This is a genomic window from Gemmatimonas phototrophica, assembly GCF_000695095.2.
Taxonomy (GTDB): Bacteria; Gemmatimonadota; Gemmatimonadetes; order Gemmatimonadales; family Gemmatimonadaceae; genus Gemmatimonas; species Gemmatimonas phototrophica.
Window position 1 is genome coordinate 1,345,510 of record NZ_CP011454.1, and the last position, 12,257, is coordinate 1,357,766.

The 12,257-nt window shown below is 63.6% G+C and carries 7 protein-coding genes; 6 read left to right on the top strand and 1 reads right to left on the bottom strand.

The window, feature by feature from the left end; translation table 11 throughout:
- Positions 1-139 precede the first annotated feature (139 nt).
- From GEMMAAP_RS05625 to GEMMAAP_RS05650, 6 genes are all read left to right on the top strand, one after another.
- Positions 140-1,390 carry an alpha/beta fold hydrolase gene (locus tag GEMMAAP_RS05625; RefSeq protein WP_158514748.1) on the top strand — a complete coding sequence of 417 codons (1,251 nt, stop codon included), beginning with the start codon at positions 140-142 and terminating at the stop codon, positions 1,388-1,390.
- Entirely contained in the window at positions 1,387-4,500 is a 3,114-nt protein-coding gene (locus tag GEMMAAP_RS05630; RefSeq protein WP_026849888.1) for a hypothetical protein, read from the top strand. Before GEMMAAP_RS05625 ends, GEMMAAP_RS05630 begins: the two co-directional genes overlap by 4 nt.
- 161 nt (positions 4,501-4,661) lie before the next feature.
- A complete protein-coding gene (locus GEMMAAP_RS05635) occupies positions 4,662-7,556 on the top strand; it encodes a WD40/YVTN/BNR-like repeat-containing protein (protein WP_425482929.1) in 2,895 nt (964 codons plus the stop codon).
- A 100-nt stretch (positions 7,557-7,656) separates the two neighbouring features.
- Positions 7,657-8,160, top strand: a complete 504-nt coding sequence (locus GEMMAAP_RS05640) for a DUF6265 family protein (RefSeq protein WP_053334218.1) — start codon at positions 7,657-7,659, stop codon at positions 8,158-8,160.
- Between the two features lie 42 nt (positions 8,161-8,202).
- Positions 8,203-8,994, top strand: coding sequence for a LytR/AlgR family response regulator transcription factor (locus GEMMAAP_RS05645; RefSeq protein ID WP_026849885.1), 792 nt, complete (start codon positions 8,203-8,205; stop codon positions 8,992-8,994).
- Entirely contained in the window at positions 8,988-10,184 is a 1,197-nt protein-coding gene (locus GEMMAAP_RS05650; RefSeq protein ID WP_053334217.1) for a sensor histidine kinase, read from the top strand. Before GEMMAAP_RS05645 ends, GEMMAAP_RS05650 begins: the two co-directional genes overlap by 7 nt.
- 1,214 nt (positions 10,185-11,398) lie before the next feature.
- On the opposite strand, the gene GEMMAAP_RS05660 is transcribed toward GEMMAAP_RS05650, so the two are convergent.
- Positions 11,399-12,187, bottom strand: coding sequence for an SGNH/GDSL hydrolase family protein (locus tag GEMMAAP_RS05660; protein WP_026849883.1), 789 nt, complete (start codon positions 12,185-12,187; stop codon positions 11,399-11,401).
- Between the last annotated feature and the right edge of the window lie 70 nt (positions 12,188-12,257).

Here is a 12,257-nt window from a genome sequence, read left to right on the forward strand (position 1 = left end):
TCCCCGGCAATACCGGAGCGGATCCGGCGAGCGCCTTGCAACGCTGTACGGGTTCCCCTTTTGCGTCTGCCTGTCGGGGCCAACATCTTGGCGCATAGGGATGTCCGGTACCTCTGGGTCGCGCAGGAGCGAGTCCCGTATGACAACACCAGGCACACAACAGCGACGGCACCGAACGGGCCCGCAGCGCGCGATACTGCTGGCGGGCCTCGCCTTCCTGCTGTCGGCGTGCGTGGCCCGTTCGATGGTCATGTCCCCCAGTACGATACGGGATACCATCTGGTATGCGTCCGCACGAGCACGTGAAGAGGGGCACGACAAACGGGTTCTGGCCGACTCGGTGGAATACGGTGCTGCCATATACGACCGGACCAACCCGCGCGATCCCTTCACCAGCGCTCTGCAATTGACGCTGCGTGACTCCATCCGCTATACCCGTGAGGCCTTTATTTCGGTGCTCGCCCAGCGCGTCACGACGCAGCCTGCTCCGAACGACCTGGCGCTGGTGTACGTGCACGGCTTCGGCACCGGACTTGGCGAGTGCTGGTCGAACCCAATGCAGGCTCGTATTCGCTCCGGGTCTGCTGTCCCGTGGATTGCCTATTGCTGGCCATCGCACGGGGCCGGGATTACGTGGCCCCGTGGAGGCAGTCTGGTTGTACGCGCGTATGAGGAGGACACGGCTGCCGTCGTGGCCAGCGTCCCGCTATTCCGGCAGGTGCTCGATGCCGTCATCGCCGCGATTGGCGCACCACGCGTGGTGTTGACCGCTCACTCACTTGGTGCTCGCCTCGTTGGTGAAGTGCTGACTGGCGCGGAAACACGCGACTCCTTCCCGCTGGGCAGGCCGGCCCCCGCTCAGGCAACCGGATTGCCAGATCCCAAACTGGCGGAACCGTTGCGGGCATTGGCATTTCTCGCGCCTGATCTTGAGGCGATGCGCTTTGCCGATACGCTGCTCCCGCAACTGCGGCCGAGCGCGCAGCGCATCGTGCTGTACAGTTCCCGCCGAGACCGGGCGCTCACGATTTCCCGACGTATGCACGATTCGCCGCGCGCGGGGCTCGCCGAGCCAACACCAGTACTGCGCGCAGGGCTGGAAACGGTGGATATGACGGAGGGGCTCAACGCCGACGGCTGGTGGCAACGCCATTTCGGGAATCACCACTCCATTCGCCGGATCTCCGGTGTCATGTGGGATCTGGTGCATGTGGTGGGTGGTGAATTCGCCGCGTCCTGTCGGGAAAGGTTGGGGTATGGCGTGCTGGAAACCAACGGATCGTGGCGACTGCTGGCTGGCCTGTATCCGGATGCCACGCAACTGTCCGCCTGCGCGCGCAGGCGATCAATTGGTGACACCATTTCACAACAAGGACCTCGTTCACCATGACGCCCCGTGCCTTTCTGCTTGTGCTTGTCTGCAGTCATCTGCTGGCGATCACGCCGACGGCTGCTGCACAGGCACGACGACCGGACGAGGGTGGAACCACGGCATCACTGGGGCAGCCTAAACGCTGGCAGCCGACCACGGGGCTCGTTGGAGGAATCCAGACGGCCGGTGGAGAGCATGCGGTGGCAACCGAGGTCCGCCTGGGGGCGTATACGGAGTTGGCGAGTCGAGTGCTTGGCTTGGGTGGTGTGCACGCGGAGCTGTACGGTGGCTCCCTCGATACCAAGGCCGCGGGTGGGGCACGTCTCCGCATGGCGTCACCGTTTCTGCGCCTTGCGGCCGGTGTGGATTACCGTTTCGGCAACGGCGCCTGGCGTCCCATGATCTCACTGGTCCAACCGGTGCGACGGGGCGGGCTGTTCCGTGATGGAACCGTGCTGCGGTTCGACGTGCTGGCCGGAGCGCAATCGGCGTTCCTCGTGGGCGTGGAAACGCCCGTGCTGCGCAACATTCCCACCGGCAAGACGAGGGCGCGCCGGGACTATGTGCCCTTGCGGGTCAGCCCCCGTCCGCCGCGCAATTCGGACATTGCGTCGTCGGCAATCCGGAGCAGCCTGCACACGGCGCGTGTGGCCGCTCGTCGTATGCAGCTGCTCACGGTGCCGTGGGTGGACCATACCGGACGAGGTGGCGCGGGAAGCGATCAAACCGTTCTGCGGCGACTCGAATCCATTCGCGATTCGCTGACGGCCATAGGAGGGGATACCACCCGTCCCGCGGTCGAACGTGAATCACAACGCTATCACGAGGCGATTGATCTGGCCTTTTCACTCGCTGTAGCTGTTGGTGCCGAGCCGACGGCTGCCGCAGGCAACGGGGCGGCGCCGGAACCGATCACCACCCCTACGTTGCAGGGACGACGCGTGGCGGAACAGGCCCGTGCGGTTCTGTTGGACGAGGTACTCCTGCCGTATGATCGCCTCCTCGGCCAGGACAAGCGCGATGATACGACGGTTCCCTTCGTGGCGCTGGCGCGTGGTGCCTTTCTTCGCTGGCTGCATGTGGAGTCGGGGGTGCCGGACGGCGCGGTAGAGGCCACGCTGGCGGTGTTCTCCGATCTGCTCGATCTCGTCGAGACGCTGCGCGCCGGAGCACACCGCGAGTGGGGCAGCGCCCGCTATGTCTGGCTTCCACTGCAATTGGCCCTCCGCCCTGAGCAGCATGATTCGCAGGCGGAATTGGATCAGCTGCTGACCCGTGCGACGCGCCAGCCATTTCGCGATGGCAATTCCGTGTCATACGTGATCAACGAACAGTTCCAATGGCAGCTCAGTCGGACGATTCGCGCCGCCCGGGATTACCATGTGCTGTGGATTCACGACATTCGCGGTCTCGACGCACAAGGTAATCCGGATGAGATGAGCTTCCGGCATGTGCTGCGGTCGTATTACACCGCCATGACGGCGCGCGTGCGCGAGTACGATCGGACCGGCAGGTTCCCCACTTATGTCATTCTGCTCGACCAGTTCTTCTACGAAGCGCGGAAGTCGCGCCTGTGGATGACGTTGCTCGAGAACCCGATGTATCACGAGGTCTCGCTCGGCCATGAGTATCGCGCGTGGGAGGATTCACTGGCCGTCGCCCAACAGGAGCTGCGCGAAGCCGTGAATCAGTCGGCGCTGCTCACGGCCCAGCGCAGGCAGTACGGGGAATCCTGGCTCCGCAATCTGGTGAAGATTCATGTGAACATTACCAACATTGCGGATCCCACGTTTTGGAGCTGGCGAATTGCCACCGGCTTCCCGGTGCCCGACACGTGGATGCGCGATCATCGCAAGGTGGCGTTCTACGATATCTCGGAAGACGATCCGAATCGTGGCGAAGCGATCCTGACAGGCGCCGGAGTGGGGGAGCACTACGCCAATCTGTCGTGGGAAGACCGCTCGCTCCTGCTGCGTGGGCCGGCCGCGCTGGCGCTCAAGCAAGCGGCGCGTGACGTCCTGCTCTCACAGGGAATGACCGGTAATCGGATTCCGGCGCTGCTCCAGTCCCGTGCACTCAGCGATGAGTATGCCGGCCGCGTGGAGCAGATGGGCACCGACGGTGCACGCCGATTGCGAGCCGCCATCCTGCAGAATGGCACGGGGTTCAGTGAGAAGCAGATCACCGTGGCCAAGGCCATCCTGTATACCCTGATGCCGCCGGGTTCCGTGATCAAGATTCCGGATTCGCTCTGGAATGGCACGTTCTGGGGATCAGCCCTGATGGGCGCGTCGCTGCGCGGTGCCCGGGTGTTGGTAATCACGCCAGCGCTCGTCAATGCACCCGCCCGCAGCTTCGGGTCCATGATCCGGAGTCGCGAATTGTTGTGGCGTCTGCTGATGGCTTCAAAGGTGTGGCAGGGCGAGCTCGCCCAGCGCGGCGGGATGCTCAAAGTGGGCATTTTCAACTCGGATCTTCCCGTAACCAACATTCCAGCCAAGGTGTTGGGGGTGCGCAATACGCTGCAGCGGCACCAGTGGCTCCATGATCTGTTTGATTTTCCGCCGTCGGTGTACACCGGGCTTGAAGCGCTCGCCGCCCAGTATGCCACCGTGCCGTTTCCGGTGCCGGACTCCACCGACTTTGAGTATCGCCGTTTTCCGCAGTTGCACATGAAGGCCAACTTCATTGCCTCACGAGAGGCGTGGCGTGTCATGGCCCGCGAAGAGTGGGTGGAGTTCACGCGGCAGTACGTGCCCCGTCGCATGACGCAAGTTCAGTCACGCGAGAGCGCCGTGCAGTCTTTCGGTGACCACGCGGAGCCGTTGATTGACGTGGGCGAAGATGTAGTGCGGCAGTGGTATGCTGAATTACCTGCCGAGCAGCGCGCCCGGGTGGTGTTCTATACGCTACTGGGATCGGCGAACCAGAACGATCGCAGTTTCAGCAGTGATGGGGAAATTGTGATCGCGCTCTCCAACTGGCCGGCCGTCATTCCGTATCTGGATCTGCTGTCGATTATCGGCCAGAGCAAGTGGGTGGAGACGCCCGAGGAGCTGGAGGTGCTGCTCCCGCGCCGTTCCATCGTGCTGACCCGGGTGGCGCACTGGTTCAAGGCGATGTTCTAGGATCGCTGGACTTTCCTGCCACGGGCTTAAGATTGGACCGGGTACCCACCCCAACCTCACTCGCCATGCTGTCTTTCAGGGCTCGTTCCCGGTTCACCTTCCGAGCGCTGTTGGTGGGCGCCGTGCTGTTGCCCCACACAGGCCTCGCGCAGTCGGCGCCAGTGGGGCTGAGCACCAGCAGCTTGCACGGCCTGCGCTGGCGCCACATTGGACCGTTCCGCGCCGGGCGCACCAAGAGTGCCGTCGGGGTCGCTCAGCAGCCAAATGTGTTCTACATCGGCCCCACGAATGGTGGCGTCTGGAAGTCCACGGACTACGGGCGGACCTGGAACCCCATTGCCGATGCCATGTCGAGTGGGTCCATCGGTGCCATTGAGGTGGCGCCGTCCGACCCCAACGTGATTTACGTGGGGAGTGGAGAGGGATTGCAACGCCCGGACCTGTCTACAGGCGATGGCCTGTATCGCTCGGCCGACGGCGGCAAAACGTGGCAGCATCTCGGCCTGCGTGACGGGCAACAGATTCCGCGCATTGCCATCGATCCCAAAAATCCCGACCGCTTGTTTGTGGCGGTGTTGGGGCACCCGTATGGTCCCAACACGGAGCGGGGGATCTATCGTTCGGTGAATGGTGGACGGTCCTTTGATCGGGTGCTCTACAAGGATGAGAACACTGGCGGTGCCGATGTGGTATTGTCGCCAAACGATCCCAATACGATCTATGCCGTGCTGTGGGAGGCCCGTCAGGGGCCATGGGAGAACGCTGCCTGGAGTGGGGCCAATTCGGGGCTGTTCAAAAGCGTGGACGGTGGCGCGACCTGGGTGCAGTTGGCGGGTGGACTACCTACCACGGCGGACGGACTGGGGCGCATTGGGATTGGGGTGAGCCCCAGTGATCCGCGTCGCTTGTACATCACGGCCACGGCGGGCGCCAAGAGTGGGATTTACCGAAGCGATGATGCCGGTGCCACCTGGGTGCGTACGACGGCTGATGGCCGGTACTATGGCCGGGGTGATGACTTCGCGTCCATTACCGTGGACCCGCGAGATGCCAATGTGCTCTACACGATGAACGTGGTGGCGTGGAAGAGCACCGATGGCGGATACAATTGGAAGAGTCTCCGGGGAGCACCCGGTGGCGACGATTATCAGCGACTGTGGATCAATCCCCAGACACCGGAGATCATGCTGCTGGCGGCTGATCAGGGGGCTGTGGTGACCGTGAACGGCGGAGACACGTGGAGCTCATGGTACAATCAGGGCACCGCGCAGTTCTATCATGTCACGGCCGACTACAACTGGCCGTACCAGCTCTGTGGGGGGCAACAGGAATCGGGCTCCGCCTGCGTCTCAAGCCGCGGCAACGATGGCAGCATTACGTACCGTGATTGGCGACCGGTGGGCGCCAGCGAGTACAGCTACGTGGCCCCCGATCCGTTGAATCCCAACATCTACTATGGCGGGACCGTCACCAGGTTCGACCGGCGAACGGGGCAGGTGCAAAACGTGAGTCCCAATGCCGGTCGGGGTCGGGGAGGGGCCGGGAGCGGTCCCGACTATTTCCGCGGCATTCGCACAATGCCGATTCTCTTTTCGCCCATCAACAAGCGAAAACTGTATTACGGCACCAATGTGGTGTGGGAAACCGTGAACGGCGGGCGTAGCTGGAAGCGACTCAGTGACGATCTGTCACGCCCCACCTGGACTGTCCCCGCGAGTGTCGGCATTTATGCCAGTACGCCGGCCGCCACACCAACCCGTCGCGGCGTCGTGTATACGATTGCGCCGAGTCCGGTGGACTCCAACACCGTGTGGGCCGGTACCGACGATGGGCTCATTCATGTGACACGTAACGGTGGTCGGACGTGGCGGAACGTGACACCTCCGCAACTTGCGCCGTGGTGGAAGGTGTCCATCATGGACGCCTCGCATTTTGATGCCAATACCGCCTATGCGGCGGTAAACACCTTCCGACTCGATGATCTGCGGCCGCATCTCTATCGGACACGCGATGGCGGGGCCACCTGGACCGAAATCACCGCGGGTATGCCCGCCGATGCGCCAACCAATGTGATTCGCGAGGACCCCGTGCGGCGCGGGCTGCTGTACGCGGGCACGGAAACGCAGGTCTGGTTCTCGCTGAATGATGGCGATCAGTGGCAGCCGCTCAAGCTCAACATGCCCCCCATTTCCATTCGTGATCTCATCATCAAGGATGATGATGTGGCGGTGGGGACACACGGGCGTGGCTTCTGGATCCTGGACAACATCACCGCGCTGCGGCAGTGGCGTGAGGCCTCGGCCTCTGGCGTGACGCTCTTCAAGCCCGCTCTGGCAACTCGCGTGCGCTATTCCATGTACACCGACACCCCCATCCCCCCGGATGAGCCGCGCGCAGAGAATCCGCCGGATGGCGCCATGATTGATTACTACCTGCCGCGGGATGCCCGGCAGGTCACGCTTGAGATTCTGGATGCCCGGCAACGTGTCGTGCGTCGCTTTTCGAGCACCGATCCAACGCCGGCGCCGGCCGATGCCGGCAATGCGCCGTGGTACTGGTTCCGGCCTGCGGCCGCGCCGTCGCGTATGGCGGGAATGCAGCGCTTTACGTGGGATCTGCACTACGCCCGTCCTACCACCGAGTGCGCCCTCCCCATCTCGGCGACGCCGTACAACACGAAGTGTGAGCCCGAGGGACCATGGGTGATGCCCGGGACGTACACCGCTCGCCTGACGGTGGACGGTACGGTTCATTCGCAGTCGTTCCGCGTGCGCATGGATCCACGCGTCCAGACACCGCTCGCGGTGCTCAAACAGCAGCATGATCTGTCGGTCGCGCTGTATGACGCCATGCTGGAGGGGCGAGCGCTTGCCGATACACTGAAACAGGCGGGAAACGCGGCTGGGGCGGCCGAGTTGGAGCGGGCGGTCGCTGCGCACGCCGCCGTGATAGAAGCACTGCAGGACGCCGACGATGTCCCAACCGATGTGATGGTTCGGACGGCGCGTGAGCGCCTGACCCAGTGGCAAGCGCTGAAGCAGAAGGGGAGACGCTAGCTCAAACGGCGATCCCGATCCGACCCCTGTTCATCACCAGCGGGGGCCCGTTTACCCCACTTGCCGTGACGCGGGTGGTGTCCATCGTTCAGTGTGCATCATGCAAACACCAATTCTGGCAGTGCTCACGTTACTGATGGCTGGCGCCTGGCCCACGGTCGGGTCTTCATCGCCGCGCCTGCGGCTGGACGGGTTGAAACGGGATGCGGTGACAGGGCTGGGCTGGATGGCGGGTTGCTGGCAGCAGCGCAACGGGACACGGGTGACGGATGAGCAGTGGATGCATCCGGCGGGTGGAAGCATGATCGGGATGAGTCGCACGGTGGCTGGTGACCGTATGCGGGCGTGGGAAGCGTTGCGCATCGTGGAGGAGGAGGGGCGCGTTGTCTATGTGGCTCAGCCGGGAGGCGGTCCTGCCACGCGTTTCGCCGCGTCACACCTCTCCGATACGTTGGCCGTTTTCGGGAATCCTGCGCATGATTTTCCGCAGCGTATTGCCTATCGACGCGTCGGTGCCGATTCGATGGTGGCCAGCATCTCCGCCGTTCGAAACGGGAACGAGCAGCGCATGGATATTCCCATGCGACGCATTGTTTGTGAGTGATCGCGTGCAGCGGATCCACGATTCAACGTCAGACGTGAGGCCATGAGCCAGCGCATCCTGATTGTTGATGACGAACCCCTCGCGCGCGAACGGGTGGCGGATTTGCTACGGCGGCAGTCGCCAACGGCCGAGCTCCGTGAGGCGGGAAGTGGCGACGCTGCCGTGACGCTGATTTCAGCATGGCGCCCGCAGGTGGTGTTCCTCGATGTGCAAATGCCGGAAGGGAGCGGTCTGGATGTTGTGACGCGCATTGGGCCCGCGGACATGCCGTGCACCATCTTTACCACGGCCTACGACGAATATGCGGTACACGCCTTTGATTTGGCGGCGGTGGACTATCTGCTCAAGCCCTTCGACGATGAACGATTTGCGCGTGCCTGGGCGAGGGCCATGGAACGCCAGACCCAGCAGGCGGTAGTCGAACATGCCCGCCAGCTCGGGGTACTGCTCGCCGGCCATGCAGGTGGTACGGTATCGGCGCGTCCCCCGGTTCCTCGGTACATCGACCGTGTGGTGGTGAAACAGGACCAGCGCACGGTGGTGGTGATGCTCGCTGACGTGCAGTGGATGGAGTCAGATGGCAACTATGTCATCCTGCACGCTGGTCGCGACACGTATCAGTTGCGTGACACCCTCACCAGTCTTGAAAGCCGACTCGATCCGCGTCGGTTTGTACGCATTCATCGCCAAACGATTGTGGACATGCGTGCCATGAAGGAGCTGCAGCCCTGGTTTGGCGGTGACCAGATGATGATTCTCCGCGATGGACAGCGGCTCAAGGTCAGCCGGAACTTGCGGGTGGAGGTGGCCAAGCGTCTGGCCGGGGAATGGTGACGGCATCACCGGCGCCCGTGCAGCAGCTGCGACGCTGGCTGCTGTACTTCTGGTGTGTGCCGGCACTGGTCGGGACGGTCGGGTTTGTGCTGGTCCCCTCCCGCCTGAATCCGGGGCTCTCCTTCGTGGGACTGCTCACCTCGCAGTTCCTGATCTGGGGAGCGTGGGTGTTGTGGACCACATTGCTCTGGCGCCTCGGGGATCTGCTCGTGCGACGAGGCACACCGGTCGTTGTACAGGGGCTCGCCTATGGCGCCAGTGGTCTTGTGGTGGTCGTGGCGCAGATTTTCTGGCAATCGGCGGTCGCCTTGTTCTTCGGTCTCGCCGAATCGCGAGGCTTCGAAAGCACGCTGGTGATTGGTGTGCGCACGAACGGCGATTACTTCGTGGTCATTTACGCGGCCCTCGTGCTCGCTCAGCTGGCGTTTCGATGGCTGGCGACGTTACAGGCGGAACGGATCAATGCCGCGCAGGTGAGTGCGGACCTGGCACAGGCACAGTTGACGGCGCTCCGCACCCAGCTGCAACCGCACTTTCTGTTCAACGCCCTCAACTCGGTGGTGACGCTGATTGCGCGGGATCCCACTCGGGCGCAGCAGGTGGTGGTGCAACTCGCTGAATTGCTTCGCCTGTCGCTCCGGACGAGTGAACTGCAGGAGGTGCCACTGTCACATGAGCTGGAACTGACCCGTCGGTATCTTGCCCTCGAAGAAGTCCGGTTTGCAGATCGCCTCACTGTTCAGTGGCAACTGTCCGCGCTCCCGGAGACTCTCGTTCCCGTGTTTGCCTTGCAGCCTCTGGTGGAAAACGCACTGGTACACGGCGTGGCGCGGAGTGCGAAGGGCGGCACCGTGACCATTGCGTCACGGGCTGACGCCGAGTCGATCACGCTGGATGTCCACAACACGGGGCCTGGGCTCTGGCCCCCCTCCACGGCTCAGGGGACGGGGACGGCACTGGACAATCTGCGCGCTCGGCTGGCACGACTCTACGGAACCGGTGCGACATTGCGTCTGCACGATGCTGCCGCAGATGGCAGCGGTCGTAGCGGGGTCGTGGCCACGCTCCGGCTGCCATTGTCGCGTGGCTCTGCCTCTGGTATCCGCAACACCGAGGTCAACGGCGGTGCGGGTTCCAACGTGCGTACTCCAGAGTCTTCGAAGAGCGACCATGGACTATTGCCCACGTAAAAGAGTCCGTGCGTACTGCTGACGATGCTGGTGGGGGCCGGCGCCAGAGAAGGTTGGCGGTCAACAACGCGCACTCGCTGAACGGCGGAAAAGTCCGTACTGAAAGCAATCGCAACCACCTGCGGCACCGCAGTCCCATTCTGCACGGCGTAGAGCACCCCGCTACGCCACGCGAGACCGTCCAGCCCGAGGACGCTGGTCGCTGGTGCGTGAAGGATCCGACGCACCTTGACGCTGTCGAGCTGCAGGAGGTAGAGGCCGTGCGAATAGTCGGCGATGATCACTCGCCGGGCATCGGGGAGTAACGCCATGCCCTGGAGTGATCGAAACCCCGGATGATGAATGATGCGCCAGCTGCCACGTGCCGACTGCCACAGGTAGAGCTGGGCGGTCTCGCTGTCGCTCACCAGCACATCACCCGTTGGCAATAGCAGGAGATCGCCAGGGACATGTGAGGACTGTGGTGCGGGGAGCGGGTGCCACTCGAGCACCGTCCCATCCACAACATGCACCCTGGCAATGCCCGCAGCGCCTTCGACGGCAGTCGCATTATGGGAGGGGCCTGGGCGCAGCACATGTGGCGCCGTGGTCACCCACAGCGTGGAGTCGTCGGGGGCGCTCCGGACCGCGAACACCGCGCGTATCCGCGGGTCGCGCGACAGCATGAGATCGCGCCACTGTCCCGACGGTTCGCAGGCCAGCACCGTCCCCTGGCGGAGGCTGCTGACCACCAATTGACCGGTCTTCTCGCGGACGGTGGCGCCTTCCACAAAAATCGTGGAGTCTACAGTGGCCGTTACGAACGACGCCGTGACGGGCGCCGCCGAACGGGAGAGCTGTTGCCGGAACTCCGCGTCCTCATGCTCATCGATCCAGCGCCATATAAGGGTGTCGCGCTGCAGTGACGGCGACTGCTGGAGGCGCATGATGGCCCGGATGGCTTCCCGTACCGTCGCGCTGTCGGCCATGCGGATGCCCAGATGCGCGCGTGCCAGCCAGTACACCGGTTGCGCTGGCCATGCGGTGGTGGCATGCCGCAGCAGCGCCGCCGCGCGCGTGTCGGTCGCGGATTGCGCCTCTCGATACGCCAGGCGTGCCACCTGTGCAGCGTCTGCGGCGGCATCCCCCTGCGTCGTATCCACTGGTACCGGCGATTGCCGTGGTGCGGCGGCCAGGAGGCTGGCGACCATAAGGACGGTTGGTATAGGCATGGCCTATTGCAGGCGGTGTGGATATCGGGGATTGGCCGCGAGCGCCTGCGCAGCGGCCACCTGCAGCGCGCGCACCACCGCGGGTTGCACCGGGACGCCGGGAATGATTGCGGGGAGCGATGTCGGCGAGAATCCCGAAATGCGTTCCAGCAAGACTATCGCACTCAGATAGGTGCCCAGCGGTGTGGGATGCAGACCATCCGCGTAGAGTTCACCGTACGCCAGGGTGGCGGGGAGATTCTGCTCGGTAGCCAGCCGGGCGTACGCCACCCAGGCCTCACCAGCGGGGGCAAAGATGCCCTCGACCGCAATGGCTGCATTCCGATACGAAACGGCCACGTTTGGAAAATCAAAGAGACGCGAGCTCATTGGCCAGACCATGAAGAGCACCGGTTCAGCCCCCGCCTCCCGAATGATGGGGGCGAACTGCAGCGACCACGCGCGCAAGTGCGCCTGGCTTTCGGGGAGCGCCGATGAGCCTTGCTGCAATACCACGTAATTCCATGTCCGGCGACGGAACCAGTCCCGCGTCGTGCCCTGCTGGTAATGGTCGCTCAGGGCGAAATCCGGCATGGCGACCATGACGACGGATAGTGTCGTATCCCCAACCTGTTGACCAATGGCCTGCATCATGGTTGGCAGGCTATTGGAGTAGGTCAGCGAGTTGCCAATGAACAACACCGACCGGGAGCCGGCCAGTGCCGGCGGTGTGGTTGGGCCCAGCGAGCAGCCCGTTGCGACGAGCGCGAACATGAGCCGGCGCGCGGCCCGGAGCAGAGTGCGTGATGACATGCGGAAGCATGCGTCCTGTCGGTCCGGCGTTCGATGGCAAAGGGACCGACAGAGTATGGGTGAGGGTGAA